12 protein-coding genes are annotated in these 14,855 nt (G+C 71.9%); 8 read left to right on the top strand and 4 right to left on the bottom strand.

What is annotated here, in order from left to right:
* Positions 1–17 precede the first annotated feature (17 nt).
* Positions 18–776 (bottom strand): DUF4118 domain-containing protein, encoded by a 759-nt coding sequence (locus tag ACXNSR_RS35140; protein WP_458639368.1) that lies wholly within the window; start codon positions 774–776, stop codon positions 18–20.
* 138 nt (positions 777–914) lie between these two features.
* On the opposite strand from ACXNSR_RS35140, the gene ACXNSR_RS35145 reads away from it, so the two are divergent.
* The 3 genes from ACXNSR_RS35145 to ACXNSR_RS35155 all read left to right on the top strand — a co-directional run bounded on the left by ACXNSR_RS35145 (position 915) and on the right by ACXNSR_RS35155 (position 4,693).
* Positions 915–2,039, top strand: coding sequence for a saccharopine dehydrogenase family protein (locus ACXNSR_RS35145; RefSeq protein WP_458639369.1), 1,125 nt, complete (start codon positions 915–917; stop codon positions 2,037–2,039).
* Positions 2,036–2,638 carry a TetR/AcrR family transcriptional regulator gene (locus ACXNSR_RS35150; RefSeq protein WP_458639370.1) on the top strand — a complete coding sequence of 201 codons (603 nt, stop codon included), beginning with the start codon at positions 2,036–2,038 and terminating at the stop codon, positions 2,636–2,638. The genes ACXNSR_RS35145 and ACXNSR_RS35150 overlap by 4 nt, the downstream gene beginning before the upstream one ends.
* Before the next feature lie 117 nt (positions 2,639–2,755).
* The gene (locus tag ACXNSR_RS35155) at positions 2,756–4,693 is read left to right on the top strand and encodes an APC family permease (RefSeq protein WP_458639371.1); all 1,938 of its coding nucleotides are present in this window, start codon (positions 2,756–2,758) and stop codon (positions 4,691–4,693) included.
* A 22-nt stretch (positions 4,694–4,715) separates the two neighbouring features.
* On the opposite strand, the gene ACXNSR_RS35160 is transcribed toward ACXNSR_RS35155, so the two are convergent.
* Positions 4,716–5,075, bottom strand: a complete 360-nt coding sequence (locus ACXNSR_RS35160) for an SAV_915 family protein (RefSeq protein WP_458639372.1) — start codon at positions 5,073–5,075, stop codon at positions 4,716–4,718.
* A gap of 311 nt (positions 5,076–5,386) precedes the next feature.
* Between ACXNSR_RS35160 and ACXNSR_RS35165 the strand changes: the two genes are divergently transcribed.
* The 3 genes from ACXNSR_RS35165 to ACXNSR_RS35175 all read left to right on the top strand — a co-directional run bounded on the left by ACXNSR_RS35165 (position 5,387) and on the right by ACXNSR_RS35175 (position 7,704).
* Complete coding sequence (locus tag ACXNSR_RS35165) at positions 5,387–6,430, top strand: magnesium and cobalt transport protein CorA (RefSeq protein WP_458639373.1); 1,044 nt, start codon at positions 5,387–5,389, stop codon at positions 6,428–6,430.
* Between the two features lie 52 nt (positions 6,431–6,482).
* Entirely contained in the window at positions 6,483–6,794 is a 312-nt protein-coding gene (locus ACXNSR_RS35170) for a hypothetical protein (protein ID WP_458639374.1), read from the top strand.
* A gap of 205 nt (positions 6,795–6,999) precedes the next feature.
* Complete coding sequence (locus ACXNSR_RS35175) at positions 7,000–7,704, top strand: hypothetical protein (RefSeq protein WP_458639375.1); 705 nt, start codon at positions 7,000–7,002, stop codon at positions 7,702–7,704.
* 42 nt (positions 7,705–7,746) lie between these two features.
* On the opposite strand, the gene ACXNSR_RS35180 is transcribed toward ACXNSR_RS35175, so the two are convergent.
* Positions 7,747–9,699 (bottom strand): M20/M25/M40 family metallo-hydrolase, encoded by a 1,953-nt coding sequence (locus ACXNSR_RS35180; RefSeq protein WP_458639376.1) that lies wholly within the window; start codon positions 9,697–9,699, stop codon positions 7,747–7,749.
* A gap of 62 nt (positions 9,700–9,761) precedes the next feature.
* Positions 9,762–11,465, bottom strand: a complete 1,704-nt coding sequence (locus ACXNSR_RS35185; RefSeq protein ID WP_458643475.1) for a M4 family metallopeptidase — start codon at positions 11,463–11,465, stop codon at positions 9,762–9,764.
* A 414-nt stretch (positions 11,466–11,879) separates the two neighbouring features.
* Between ACXNSR_RS35185 and ACXNSR_RS35190 the strand changes: the two genes are divergently transcribed.
* Positions 11,880–12,155 carry an SH3 domain-containing protein gene (locus ACXNSR_RS35190; protein ID WP_458639377.1) on the top strand — a complete coding sequence of 92 codons (276 nt, stop codon included), beginning with the start codon at positions 11,880–11,882 and terminating at the stop codon, positions 12,153–12,155.
* Positions 12,156–12,367: 212 nt separating this feature from the next.
* Positions 12,368–14,848 carry a SpoIIE family protein phosphatase gene (locus tag ACXNSR_RS35195; RefSeq protein ID WP_458639378.1) on the top strand — a complete coding sequence of 827 codons (2,481 nt, stop codon included), beginning with the start codon at positions 12,368–12,370 and terminating at the stop codon, positions 14,846–14,848.
* Positions 14,849–14,855: the final 7 nt, after the last annotated feature.

Consider the following 14,855-nt stretch of genomic DNA (forward strand, 5'->3'; position numbering starts at 1 on the left):
CGGGGGCCGGCGGTAGGTCAGGCCTGGCGGGGCAGGCTGGTCGAGTCCAGGGCGACGCCGGCCTGCGCGGCCAGCGCGACGGCCACCAGGCGGGCCTCTTCGGGCGGCAGTGGCCGGCCGGGGTACGGGTCGAGCAGGAAGCGGCCGTAGTAGTGCCCGCCACCGACGGCGCGCAGCTCCGTCTCACCCTCCGGCCACTCGGCGTACTCGGTGATCCGGCTGCCGCGGCGCAGCCAGAGGCTGCCGTCGTGCTCCAGCCTGGGCAGGTGCCCCATCAGGGTTCCGTACTCGAAGCGGCAGCCGCGCAGCCCCAGCAGGCCGACGAGCTCCTGCCGGACGTACTCGACCACCGCCGCCGACGAGCCGCCGTCCTCGGCGAGGCGGGCGGTGCCCTCGAGGCTCGACAGGTGTGCCGCGTCCGTGACGGCGACCGCCTGGAGCCGACGGGTGCGGGCCGCCAGCTGGGAGACGATCAGTCCGACGGCGAGGAGGAGGACCGCGGTCTGGATCTCGTCACCGCTGTCGATGGTGAACTGCTGGTAGGGCCTGGTCAGGAAGAAGTCGAACCAGGCCGCCGCCGAAAGGGCGGCCAGCGCTCCGGCCGCCCGCGTACCCAGGGCGGCGACCGCGACCACCACGACGACCATGATCAGTGCCTCGTTCGTCGCGGAGAGATCCGAACGGAAGGGCACGAGCGCGAGCGCGACGAGGAAAGGGGCCACCAGGGCCGCGACCAGCGCGAGCGGATCGTGGAGCCGGGACCAGTAGCCGGACATGTGAGGCCTCCCGTCCGGACGGGCCGATGGTGACGGAGCGCGTCGCTCGGAACCCCTCAAGTTCAAGCCTGCCCCTCCGCGGGGACGGCGCAACGCGAGACATCGCATTTTTAGGTCATCTGACCTAGAATTCTGGGCATGATCACCGAATGGCACGACGAACTGCGCCCGGATCCCTCCGGCCCCGTACTGATCACCGGCGGATACGGCACCGTGGGCGCCGAGATCGCCCGCATCCTGGCCGAGGACACCCCGACCCTGCTCACCGGCCGCAACCCCGCCCGGGGCGAGGCGCTCGCCGCCGAGGTCGGGGGCGAGGTCCGTGCCTGGGACCTGGCGGACCCGTCCCCCTTCCGGGCGGGCGTCCGGGCCGTCATCAGCTCGGTCAACGATCCCGCGGACCGGGTGCTGGCCGCCGCCACGGCCGCCGGTGTGCCCTACGTCGACATCACCCGGTGGACGGGCCGCCTGCAGCGGGCCGTCACCGTCGCCGCCCTGCTCCGGCCGGCCGGCCCGGTGCTGCTGTCCTCCGCCTGGATGGGCGGGGTCAGCAGTCTGGTGGCGGCCGCGCTGGCCGCGGAGCTGGGCGGCGCCGAGCGGGTCGAGATCGCCGTCCGATGGGACATGGCCGACCGGGCCGGGGCGGATTCCGTCGAGTTCATGGACCGGCTGGGCGTGGCGTTCGAGGTGGTGGACGGCGGGCGGCGCCGACTCGCCGTCCCGATGACGGAGTCCCGTACGGTGGCCATCGGCGGAACGCCGGTCCGCGTCGCGCGCATCGACACCCCGGAACAGTTCACCCTGCCGCTGACCCTCGGCACCACCACCGCAGCCACCCGCATCGGGTTCAGTTCCCCGGCCGCGACCCGGGCGCTCCTCGCCCTGCGGGGCACGGGATTCTTCCGCTGGGCCGGCGGGGAGCGCTGGGCCCCCGCGCGCCGGGCCCTGCTCCACTCGCCGGGCGACGGGGGAACGGCCCGGCTGCGCGTGGACGTCACCCATCGCGGGCGCACGCGCACCGCGACCGTCACCGACCCGCTCGGCCAGCACCATCTGACGGCGGTCGGGGCCGTCGTGGGTCTGCGCCGCGTCCTCGGCACCGACGGCTCCCCGGCTCCCCGGGGCGTGGTCTTCCCCGAGCAGCATCCGGATCCCGCCCGCGCGGTCGAGCTGCTCGCCGCACACGGGGTCGCCCTCTCCTTCGACGGGCCGGGCGCCGTCGGCACGGGTCACGGCCGGGCCGGAACGCAGGCCGCCGCATGAGCGCCGCGGCCGGACCGACCTCCAAGGGCCGCCAGCGGCGTGCGGCGCTCCTCGACGCGGCCGAGCGCGTCCTCACCGGTTCCGGAGGGTCCGAACTGACCCTGCGGGCGGTCGCCGAGGAGGCCGGCGTCCGGCTGGGCCACCTCCAGTACTACTTCCCGACCCGCGCCGGCCTCCTGTCGGCGCTCCTCGACCGCATCCTCGCCTCGTCCCTGGAACGGGTCACCGCCCTGACCGTCGCGCACACGCACGGGGCGGACCGCGACGCCCTGCTCGACGCGATCCTCTCCGACCACGACGACCCCCGCCTGGTACGGCTGTTCACGGAGGTGTGGGCACTGGCCGCGCACGACGAGGAGGCGGCCGCGGCGGTCCGCGCCTTCTACGACCAGTACGTCACGCACGTGGCCGCATTCGTCCGGGACCATGCGCCGGAGCTGAGCGCCGCCGAAGCGCAGCACAGGGCGGAGGTGTTCGTCATGCTGATGGAGGGGGCCGCCCTGTTCCGCTCCGGCGTCACCGGCCGCCGCACGGCCGGCACCGACGTCCGCCTGCGCGCGGCCGCGCTCACCCTGCTCGGGGGCACCGAAAAGCCCTGATCGCGTTAAGGACACGTCAGGGTTTGCTCACTCGCGTGCACAAAGGATCAGTTTGCGTACGCTTGCTCAGCTGTCGATGTCGACGGCTGATTCTTTGCGTACGACAGGAGCCCCACGATGGCCACCCCTGCCCGCACGTCACGCCTGCGCGCGTGGATGCTGGAAGGCTTGACCGCCGAGAACAGTTCGCCCGCCGCCAAGGAGGCGGCGGCCCAGCCGCACGGCCGGCCGTGGTGGCGGGTCATGTGCCTGACGGGTCTGGACTACTTCTCCACCCTCGGCTACCAGCCCGGCATCGCGTTCCTCGCGGCCGGGCTGCTGTCGCCGCTGGCGACCATCGTGCTCGTCCTGCTCACCCTCTTCGGCGCGCTGCCCGTGTACCGGCGGGTGGCGGAGGAGAGCCCGCACGGCGAGGGCTCCATCGCGATGCTGGAGCGGCTGCTGACGTTCTGGAAGGGGAAGCTGTTCGTGCTGACCCTGCTCGGGTTCGCGGCGACCGACTTCCTCATCACCATCACCCTCTCCGCGGCGGACGCGACCGCGCACATGGTCGAGAACCCGCACCTCACCAGCACCCTGCACGGCCACGAGGTGCTGATCACCCTGATCCTGATCGCCCTGCTCGGTGCCGTCTTCCTCAAGGGCTTCAGTGAGGCGATCGGCGTGGCCATGGTCCTGGTCCTCACCTATCTCGGCCTGAACGTGGTCGTGGTGGTGGTCGGGCTGTGGCACGTGTTCACCGCACCGCAGGTCATCACCGACTGGACGACCGCGCTGACCGCCGAGCACGGCAACGTCTTCATGATGATCGCCATCGCGCTGGTGGTGTTCCCGAAGCTCGCGCTGGGTCTGTCGGGGTTCGAGACGGGCGTGGCCGTCATGCCGCACGTGAAGGGCGATCCCGACGACACCCCCGAGAAGCCGGCGGGCCGGATCCGTGGCGCGAAGAAGCTGCTGACCACGGCTGCCGTCATCATGAGCGTCTTCCTGATCTGCTCCAGCCTCATCACGACCCTGCTGATCCCGGCGGCCCAGTTCGAGCCGGGCGGCGAGGCCAACGGCCGTGCCCTCGCCTACCTCGCCCACGAGTACCTGGGCTCCGCCTTCGGCACGGTCTACGACATCTCCACGATCCTCATCCTGTGGTTCGCCGGCTCCTCCGCCATGGCGGGCCTGCTGAACCTCATGCCGCGCTACCTGCCCCGGTACGGCATGGCCCCGCACTGGGCCCGCGCCCTGCGGCCGATGGTCATCGTCTTCACACTGGTGGCGTTCCTGGTCACCTGGATCTTCGACGCCGACGTGGACGCGCAGGGCGGCGCGTACGCCACCGGTGTCCTCGTCCTGATCACGTCGGCCGCGGTCGCCGTCACGATCGCCGCCCGCCGGGCGGGGGAGCGCGGCTGGACCATCGGCTTCGGCATCATCTCCGCCGTCTTCATCTACACGACCGCCGTCAACATCGCGGAGCGGCCGGACGGCGTGAAGATCGGCGCCTGCTTCATCGCGGGCATCATGGCCCTCTCCCTCCTCTCGCGCCTGGCTCGCGTCTTCGAGCTGCGCGTCACCCACATCGAGTTCGACGACATGGCCCAGCGGTTCATCCGCGACACCGCCAACCGCACGATCCGCTTCATCGCGAACGAGCCCGACAACCGGGACCTGGAGGAGTACCGGCAGAAGAAGGAGCAGATCCGCGCGGACAACGACATCCCGGCCGGGGACGACGTCATGTTCGTCGAGGTCACCGTCCTGGACGCGTCCGAGTTCGAATCCGGCATGCGCGTACGCGGAGAGGTGCTGCACGACCGCTACCGCGTCCTGACCCTGGAGAGCTCCAGCATCCCCAACGCCCTGGCCGCGCTCCTGCTCCACGTGCGCGACGAGACCGGCCAGCGGCCCCACATCTACTTCGAGTGGACCGAGGGCAACCCCATGGCCAACTTCCTGCGCTTCTTCCTCTTCGGCCAGGGCGAGGTCGCCCCCGTCACCCGCGAGGTCATCCGGGAGGCCGAACCGGACCGCTCCCGCCGCCCCCACGTCCACGCCGGCTGACCCCCGCGGGTGCGCGTTCCCGTCAGGCGGTCCGGGCCACGGACCCGGGAGCCCGCAGGACGGACGTCGTGCCCGCCCCGGGAGCCGTCCCGGTCACCGCAGGTGCGGTGAGGGTCGGGTCGACGGTCAGCAGCGATGCTCCGACGGGTCCGGCCATCGCGCGGAGCGCGGACTCGGAGAGCCGGATCCAGGGCCGGCCGGGGCCGAGCGTCGCGGCCAGCCGTTCGGCACTGGTGAAGCCCACAGCGGTACGTGCTCCCAGCGGGGTGCGGAACAGGCGGACCACCACCTCGGCCCTTCCCGGCAGGACCGGCACGTACAGCGGCCCGGCCGGGACACGTTCCTCGGGCTCAGGGTCGTCGTCGTACTGGAACAAACACATGAGGCCCTCCCGGAGGAACCACGAGTGACGGTTGAGGCCCCGGATGCGGGGAGGCAGTCCAGGGCGTGACACCGAAGCTATCCCCGTCCGTGCGCACCTGCGACCACCCCATGACGTGACCTTGACGGCGGCGGGCCGAGTCCATACGGATCGCTGACGGACCCGACCGGGAAGGGCAGTCACCGGGGCCCGCGGTGAGGACATCTCCGCCGAGTCGGAGGAGCATCTATTGCTGTGGGGGCCGTACGGCGTGCTGTGCCCCCTGGCCGGCACGAGGCGGCGCACATCGGCCGGCCGTGAGGAGGAAGGCCATGATCGTCGACTGCGCACACTACCGCGACGGGCTCCGGCAGCAGGAGGGCGCGATGCCCCTGGAGCAGGCGGCCGCGCGCTGCCGGCAAGGCGGATTCGTCTGGCTGGGCATGTTCGAACCGGGTCCGGAGGAGCTGGACCGGGTCCGCGAGATCTTCGGACTGCACGAGCTCGCCGTCGAGGACGCCGCCGCCTTCCACCTGCGGCCGAAGGCCGAGCAGTACGAGGACGGTACCGAACTGATCATCCTGCGCACGGCACGCTACGACGACGAGCGCGAGGAGGTCGACACCGGCGAGATCAGCGTCTTCCTCGCCGACCACTTCGTGATCACCGTCCGCCAGGGCATCGCGAGCGAGCTGCACGAAGCGCGGAGCCGGCTCGAAGGCCGCCCCGAACTTCTCAGGACCGGCAGCGCCTCCACCCTGTGGGCGATCCTCGACCAGGTCGTCGACAGCTACGCCCCGGTCGTCGGCGAACTGGAGCGCGACATCGAACAGATCGAGGCCACGGTGTTCTCCGGGGCGGTCGCCCCGACCGAACGGATCTACTCCCTGCGCCGTGAGGCCACCGACTTCTACCGGGCCGTGCACCCGCTGCTCGCCGTGCTCACCAGGCGGCTGCAGCCCGGCAGGACACCGCCCCCGCTCCAGCCGTACATGCGTGACGTGCACGACCACCTGCTGCTGGTCAACGAGGAGGTCGCCGCCCAGCGCGATCTCCTGACCACCGTGCTGGAAGCGAACATCGCGGTGATCTCCGTGGAGCAGAACAGGATCAACCTGCGGCAGAGCGCCACGATGGAACGGCTCACGATCCTCGCGAGCGTCTTCCTCCCGCTGTCGTTCGTGGTCGGGTTCTTCGGGCAGAACTTCGAGTGGCTGATCACCCACATCAGCAGCTTCGCGGCGTTCCTCGTCCTCACCGTCCTCGGGGTGCTGCTGCCGTGCCTGATGCTGTACGTCTGGCTGCGCCGACGGCGAAGCCGGCCGGAACCGCCGATCCCCGGGACGAGCCGCACCACCGGCCGGCAGGCCCCGTAATCCTCCAGGGGGTGACGCGCCCCTCCGGGCCCGTGGTCGGGGGTCGCCCGGGGTGAGCGGCCTGCGCCAGCGGATGCGCGCATCGGCGTCCGCGAATGCCGAGCGGCACGCGGGCGGCCTCGGGGCGGGTGTACCCAGGGAGATCGGCGCGGCGGACCGGCCGGCCGCCATCGTCGTGCCCACGCCGGTTCTCGACGGAGTGCTCGACAGCGGCGACATCTCCGCCCATGCCCGGGCAATCGCCGACGCCGTTCCCGGTGCCGACCGCCGACGCTTCGCCCCGGCAGCCCACATGATCAACCTTGAGAGCAGCACGCCGCAAGCGCACCGGCAGACGGCGTCGACGGAGTCAGCAGGCGTGTGAATGCGGAGCGTGTCGGCCGCGAGCCCGATTCGCCCCGGTCTACGGTGGAGCGCGGGCGTCCCGGGCGCGGTCGTCGATCTCGTGGGGCAGCCGCCCCGTACGCCTTCACCTGCGAGGAACGGCACATGAATCCCTGGGCGGGCGCCATCCGCGACCGACAGCGCACGCGATCCGAACCGCCACCGGGCCCGGGAGGTGAGCGGCCGTGACCGGAGCGAACCCGTCCGACACGGACCGCAGGAGCCGGCGCGAGCCGCGTCCGAGATCCGCCGTCCGCACGGAGAGCCGCTGGCCGATGGCCGCAGCGGTCATCGCTTCGGCGGTGCTCACCCTGCTCCTCCCCGACGACCTTCGACTCGGACCCCGATGGGCGCTTCCCCTCGCCGAAGCCCTCCTGCTGGTGGCGCTGATCTCGGGGGACCCCGGTCGGATCAGCCGCCGCTCCACCGTCCTGCGCTCGGTGGCGATCGCCCTGGTCGTCGTGCTCGTGGGCAGCGCCATCTGGTCGACCGTCCAGCTGATCGACGACCTCATCCACGGCGGGCACGAGACCAGCTCCGCCAATGCCCTCCTGCTGGCCGGCGGCAGCGTCTGGTCCTCCACCGTTCTCGCCTTCTCCCTGCTGTACTTCGAGCTGGACAGCGGCGGTCCGGCCGCCCGGGCCCACCACATGCCGCCCACTCCGGCGCTCGCCTTTCCCCAACAGCTCAGCCCCGAACTGAACGCCTCGCACTGGCGCCCCCACTACATCGACTACCTCTACCTCGGGTTCACCAACTCCACCGCGCTGAGCCCCACCGACGTCATGCCACTCGCCCCCTGGGCCAAGGGCGTCATGACCCTCCAGTCCGTCCTTTCCCTCATGATCCTGGGACTCGTCGTCGCCAGGGCCGTGAACGTCCTGGCCTGAGCGGGCCCGGACGGGCCCGGACGGGGCGGTCGGCCGGCGCGGCTACAGGCCCGCGAAGGCGAGGGCGGTCGCGGTGACGGAACACGCGATCGCGGCCGCGTACTGCGTGTCGTGGTCCTGGTCGAGGAGGGTGTCGCCGGGCGTGTGGTACTGCCGGGTGCCGGTCGCCGGTCCGCCGTCGGGACCGAAGAGGTTCTCGGAAACGGCGATGGCCGCCCATCCCCGCTCGTGGAAGCTGGCGTGGTCGCTCCGCCCCAGGGCCGGGTCCCCGGGCCCGGTGAGCTGCTGGATCCCGAAGCCGGAGGCGATGGCGGGGACGGTCCGTGCGACCAGGTCGCCGAGCGCGTCGGAGGCGGCCACGACCGGCCCGGGTACGGAGGAGCCGGCGTGGATCTCCACCGCGGGCGGGCTGCCGTCCTGCAAACCGGCGATCATGTCCATCTGGAACACGCCCGCGATGCGGTCGCCCGCCGCCGCGGCGGCGCGCGCGTAGCGCTTGCTGCCGACGAGCGCCTGTTCCTCGGCGTTGAAGAGGACGAAGCGAACGTGCCGCGTCGGGGCCCGGCCCTCCGCGACGAGCGCGTGCAGACATTCCGCCGCGGCCATGACCGCCGCGGTGCCGCTCCCGTCGTCGTCCGCACCGGGTGCCGGGTCCACCGAGGGGTCGTAGGGGCGGGGAGCGCCGTGCTCATCGACGAAGTGGCCGCTCTCCGCCGTCGAATCCAGATGTCCCGTGATGAGAACGGCGGAGTCGGCCCCCTCGACGCGGTGTTCGGCCTCGACGTTGAACAACCGGCGTCCCCGCCATCGGAACGCATGCCGTCGGACCACCAGCCCCAGCTCCTGGAAGTGCCGGACCAGCGCGTCCACGACGAGCCCGTTGTCGGCATGCGCCGCGTCACGGCTGCGGATCTTCAGCGGCTCGCCGGGGACCAGCGGTTCGACGCCGGAGATACGTGCCACGTGGGCGCGGAGCACCTCGGGCGTCACGGCCGCGCGGACGGCGGCGAGCGTTTCGGGGGAGGGGAGCCCGTTGCCCGTTCCGTCGAACCCGGCGGGCAGGGCCGCCGCCAGTCCCTCGGCCTGTGTTTCACCAGGGCGTGACAGGAGTGCCGGGTCCGGCAGCAGGCGCTCGGTGTGCCCGGGCTTGGCGCCCTGCGGATGCACCTCCTCGACCGGTACGCCGGCGGGCACGGCGACGTAGACACCGCCGGGGGCCGGCCCGAGCGACGAGATCCGGCGCGGGTACCCGGTCAGCTCGCCGGAGGCGAAGCAGAACGCCGCCGCCGCGCGCATCGCCCCCTCGGTCGCTGTCCGGGAGTCGTGCGAGGCGCCCGCGAAGGCCTCCGGCACCGGGACCGAGCGGTCGTCCCTGATCAGGAATGCCGCCGTGTCCTCCACCTGTCCCCGTACGTCGGTCGTGAACCCCGCCCGCTGGAGCGCCTCGACCCCGAGCGCGGTCGCCATCGCGAGTACGAGACGAGGGGAGGCCACGTGCACGGGAACGGCCTCCGTGTCGCCTGCTACCGATTCCAGCAGGCTCAGGCTCCCGTCCTCCGGCACGTCGATCCTCGTCCAGAAGACCGGGCGGTCCTCGACGGCGGCCCGGGTGAACACGGGGTGGGGGGCGATCCGCATGCCCGCCGTGCGGGCGAACGCGCGCTCGTCGTGGTCCTCGCCGACGAAGACGCATTCGGCGGCCGTGCCGCCCGCGCTCGCGACCGCCTCGTCGAAGATCGTGCGGCTGGTCTTGGGGCCGAAGTGGATGAGACGGTCGTCCGTGAACCGGTCGGGGAACGCCTCGTGGAGGGCTTCCGTGATCCGCGCGACCGCATCCGGTTCGGTGCCCGGGTCGGAGATGATGCCCTTGGGTTCCCCCGCGAAGGCGTCGAGAACCTGCGGGACGCGGGGGCGGGGACGCAACAGCCAGGATCCGTCCGCCTCGAGACGGCCGTCCGCCAGTGTCGCCCCGATGTCGAAGAACAGTGTGGTCATTCCGGTGCCTCCGATCGGTGAACGGCGCCCGGAGTCCACCCCGACTCGGGGCCGATGCGCTGCTATGCGATGCCGACACTCCGGTAGGCGTCGTCGATCGCCGTCAGCACGCCCGTCCGTGCGGCCGTGTCCCCGGCTAGGTACGTCTTGGTGACGTCCCCGAGGGCCTCGCGCATGTCGGCGAAACCCGACTGCCTCAGCAGGCGTACGAAGGCGAGGTAGACCAGCAGGGCCCACTCCTCGACCGCGAGGACCGGCGCCCCCGCCGTGTCCACGGACGTTAGGAGGAGGTGCATCGCCTTGTTGTGGATGTTGCTGTTGGTGTGGACGCCGCCGTTGTCGCGAGTGGTGTGCCGATAGTTGTCCATGTGGGCGGGGTCGCCGGTACGAGTGGGGTCGCTCATGTCGCGCAGCGGCAGCCCGTTGCCGCCCAGTCCGACTCCGAGCTCCCAGGTCCAGGTCCGTACGTCGTCACGCTGGGGCGCCTGGTACCAGTTGGCGATGATGATGCCCATCGTGTCGGCCAGGGACTCGTTCAAGGCGCCTGACTGGTCCTGGTAGACGAGGTTGCTGGAGGTCTCGATGACGCCGTGGGTCAACTCGTGTGCGATGACGTCGAGATGGCGGGCCAGGCTGACCAGGCGGGCGTCCACGGAGACCTGGCCGTACCACATCCGCCCCTTCCACCAGACGGCGTTGACCCACTCGGGACCCGGCCCGTCCTCGCTGTAGATGCAGTTGACCGCCGAGGTCAGGTCCATTTCGGCGTCGTCGATGCCGTTGCGGTACAGCTGGTCCCGGTAGAAGCCCGCCACCCGCTCGGCGTTGACGTGGGCCGAGACCCCGGCCCGGTGGCCGGTCCCGAAGTCGGCCTGCGTGGAGCCGATCGCCGAGGCGGGGAGTTCGGCGGCCAGCGCGAGGTCGGCGAACGCCAGGTCGTAGGTGGCTATCTGCCGCCATCGGTCGTCCAGCAGGAACGAACCGTTCTGCCGGCTGCCGTGGAACCTGTGGTGGATGCTGACCTCGTCCTCCCCCTCCAGGCGAGTGGGCACCGCCACCGTGGGCGTCATCCCGTAGGACCGGAGGATCTCGCCGGAGTACGCGTCGACGAGGTAACCGGTGAGCGGGAAGTCCTCACGCGGGGACCGGCCCAGACCATGGCCGCGGTCGCCCGCCCCACGGCGCATGGCCGGCAGCTGCGCGGGTACCTCACGCAGGTGCCAGGCGAGATGCCAGCCGTCGTCCTGCTCGACGTAGGTCAGCGTCGCCGGCGGCAGGTCCTCGGCGGCAATCCTGCTCCCCGTCTGCTGTCTGACGCGCTCCAGCGCGTCGTTCCCGGACAGCTCCGGCACCGAGCCGACACCGGTCACCTCACCCAGGCGGCAGTCCATCGACACCAGTCGCTGGTCCTCGTCTATCTCGACCAGCGCCTCGGTGCCGAAGACGGGGATCTCCTGCTGCGTCTGCTCGAAGCGGACCAGGGTGGTCCCCATACCGGCCTGACGGCGCGGAGCCTCCAGCAGGGCCAGATCGGGAACCCGCTCGGGCCGGTCCTCCCGGACCGCGTGACGCAGACCCGGTGACTCCTCCCCGGCGAGTTTCTCGGCCAGGTAGAACCGCGCGGCGGACTCGGCCGAGTTGAACTCCTGCCGGATCTCCTCGCCGTCGGGTGCCGTCACACCGCGCACCCGCTCGCGCCCGAGGTGCGTGCCGCGCACCTCGGGGTCGTCGGCAACGTGATAGCGGTACCGCTCCAGAACTGACATCTCCGTCACCCCTAACGATCACCCTCGACTCCTCGGCCCCTCCTCGACCCCTTCCTCAATCGTTACTCACCGTGACGGAAATGGCAAGGGCGAAGATGGGGTGCGTACCGGGTGCGCGATCCGCCGCGCCGCCCATCTGGCCCTGCCACAAGTCATTTACCCGCTTCGCGCGGTCCCCGGAGCGGTCGTCGACGGCCGGGCGATCCACTACAGGGGGTAATTGAAAGGTCATCATTGCTCTGCTGGACCGTTGAAGCGGCCATCGACTGCGGAACCATCGGAATGACGCCCGGCCGCCGGTCGTGTTGATGCCCCGCACGCCTCCGGCTCCCCGGCGGACGGAGGCCCTACCGTGCGAGCAACCCGTCCGCACAGCGGACCACGTCCCGCCGCCCAGGCGTTCCCTTGGAGGTCATGGTGCCCAGTCCAGCGCAGCCGTTCGGCACGGTCGTCAGCAGCAGCGGCGTCAATCTGCGGAGATATCCGAGTACCGACTCGTCCCTCGTGGGCAACCTGAGCCACGGCGCCCAGATCGGTCTGCACAGCAAGGTGCACGCGCAGGCCGTCGACGGCAACAGCATCTGGTACCTGCTGCGCGACCAGGCCGTGTGGGTCGCCGCCCGGCACGTCGACAACACCGGCGAGGTGCCGCTGTCCAAGGACGCCCAGCCCGCCGCCCCCCAGGGCTGAGGGCGGGTCGGCCGGCGGATCGCCCAAGACCCTCCGGGGGCGGCCGGTGGCCGCCCCCGGGGTGCGCGGCGGGCGACCCGCTGCCGACGGGGAGCGGCGCGGCGATACTGAAGGTAGGCCGACTGCTCGACCCCTGGTCTTCGATCACCCTGGGCAGTCGCTGCGGCAATGCCCGCTGTGCGGTCCGTTCGGCAGGTCGAAGGGTGGCAGCGATGGACGCACCGGCGCCGGGATCGAACGAGGTGCCCGAGGACCCGTTCGCGCTGCACAACTCGGCCTCGGCGGTCCTGGACGGCCGGGGCAGGGTCGTCGGCTGGAGCGAGCGCGCACAGGAGCACCTCGGCTACCGGCCCGATGAGGTGCTGGGCCGCATGGCCGTCGAGTTCCTGTCCGAGTCGAATGATCGAGAGGCCGTCCGGGAAGCGGTGGCCGCGTGCGAGCGCGACCGGAGCTGGTCCGGTGTCCTGCCCGTCCTGCACCGCAGCGGGCGACGGGTGGAGATGGGTTTCCGCGTCCGGGCCGTCATCCGCGCGGGCGCGGCCCGCGAATGGTTCCTCGTCGTGGCCCCGGCGGAGGAGGTGCTCCGGTGGGAGACGGACCGGTCCGTCCTGGACGGCCTGTTCCGGCGCTCCCCGATCGGCCTGTCGGTCCACGCGCCCGACCTCAGCATCCTGCGGATCAACCGGGCGCTGGCCCGGTTCACGCAGCTTCCCGCCGCGGAGATCCGGGGCCGGCGCATCGGCGACTTCCTCATCGGTCCGGACGTGAAGACCATCGAGACCCGGCTGCGCCGGGTGCTGGAGACGGGTGCCCCCCTGATCTTCACCGAGCAGCGCTGTCGCGCCAGGACCGACCCCGACCACGAGCGGGTGGTCTCGGTGTCGGCGTTCCGGATGGAGGACCCCGCCGGCGGGATCCTCGGCGTCACCCAGCTGGTGGAGGACGTCACCGACCGCTACCGTGCCCGGCGGCGGCTCGCCCTCCTCAACCGGGCGAGCGCCCGCATAGGCACCACACTGGATCTCGGCCAGACCACCCGGGAGCTGGCCGACGCGGCCGTCCCCGACATCGCGGACGCCGTCTCGGTGGATCTGCTGGAGTCGGTGGCCCGGGGCGAGGAGGCCGCCGAGGGGGCGGGCGGACCGGTCCGGCGCATGGCGGTCCATTCGGTCGTGGCGGACGCGCTGCAGGTGATGTACACCGCCGGCGAGGTCTTCCACTTCGACCCGCGCACCCCACAGGCCAGGTGCCTCGCCGAACAGCAGCCCATCCTCGAACCGGAGCTCCGGAGCAACCCCCTCTGGTACTTCCGGGATCCGGAACGCGCACGGCGCGCCCTCGGCCTGCGCGCGCACTCACTGATCGTCGTACCGCTGACGGCCCGCGGCCTGCTCCTCGGCCTGCTCAGCCTGTGGCGGGCAGAGCGGCCCGAACCGTTCGAGGAGGACGACCTCACGCTCGCGGAGGAATTCGCCGCCCGGGCCGCCCTGTGCATCGACAACGCCCGCCGCTACACCCAGCAGCATCAGGCCGCGCTGACCCTGCAGCGCAGTCTGCTGCCGCAGGAACTACCCGAGTACAGCGCGGTCGAGGTCGCGCACCTCTACCTGCCGGCCGATCCCGCCACCGGCGTCGGCGGCGACTGGTTCGACGTCATCCCCCTTTCCGGAGCACGCGTCGCCCTCGTCGTCGGCGACGTAGTCGGCCACGGCCTGCACGCCGCGGCCACCATGGGCCGCCTGCGCACGGCCGTACACACCCTGGCCAGCCTCGACTACGCCCCGGACGAGGTCCTCTCCCATCTGGACGACCTGGTCGACCGCCTGGCGGACGAGCAGGAACTCGCCGACGGACGCTCGCGGGGCCGGCAGATCATCGGCGCGACGTGCCTCTACGCGGTCTACGACCCCACCTCCCGGCGCTGCACCATGGCCCGGGCGGGCCACCTGCCCCCCGCCGTGGTCACCTCCGACGGCACGGTCAGCCTGCCCGACCTGCCCGAGGGGCCGCCGTTGGGACTGGGCGGACTCCCCTTCGAGTCCGCCGAACTGGAACTCGCCGAGGGAAGCCTGCTCGCGCTGTACACGGACGGCCTGGTGGAGGCCCGCGGCCTCGACCTCGACGAGGGCCTCTCGCGGCTGCGAGAGGCCCTGTCCCGGCCCGGCCGCTCGCTGGAGGAGACGTGCGCCGCGGTGCAGGGCGCCCTGCTGCCGGACCACCCGCCGGATGACGTCGCGCTGCTCCTGGCCCGCACCCGCGTGCTGGCCCCGGAGCAGGTCGCCTCCTGGGAACTGCCCGCGGAGCCGACCGCCGCCGCCCGGGCCCGGCAGCTGACGGAGAGCACACTGACCGGGTGGGGCCTGGAGGAGCTGGCCTTCATCGCCGAACTGGTCGTCAGCGAACTGGTCACCAACGCCTACCGGTACGGCGGCGGCGCACCGGTGACCCTGCGGCTCATCCGCGACCGCAGCCTGATCTGCGAGGTCTCCGACGGCAGCAGTACCGCTCCGCACCTACGGCGGGCCCGCACCACCGACGAGGGCGGACGCGGGCTCTTCCTGGTGGCCCAGCTCACCGAACGGTGGGGCACCCGCTACACCCGGGACGGCAAGACCGTCTGGACGGAGTTCCCCCTCGCCGCGGCGGCGCAGGGGCCCTCCGCGGCCGTGACGGACCTCGCGCCCGACGGGTGAGAGCGGG

Source organism: Streptomyces sp. NC-S4 (assembly GCF_054353315.1).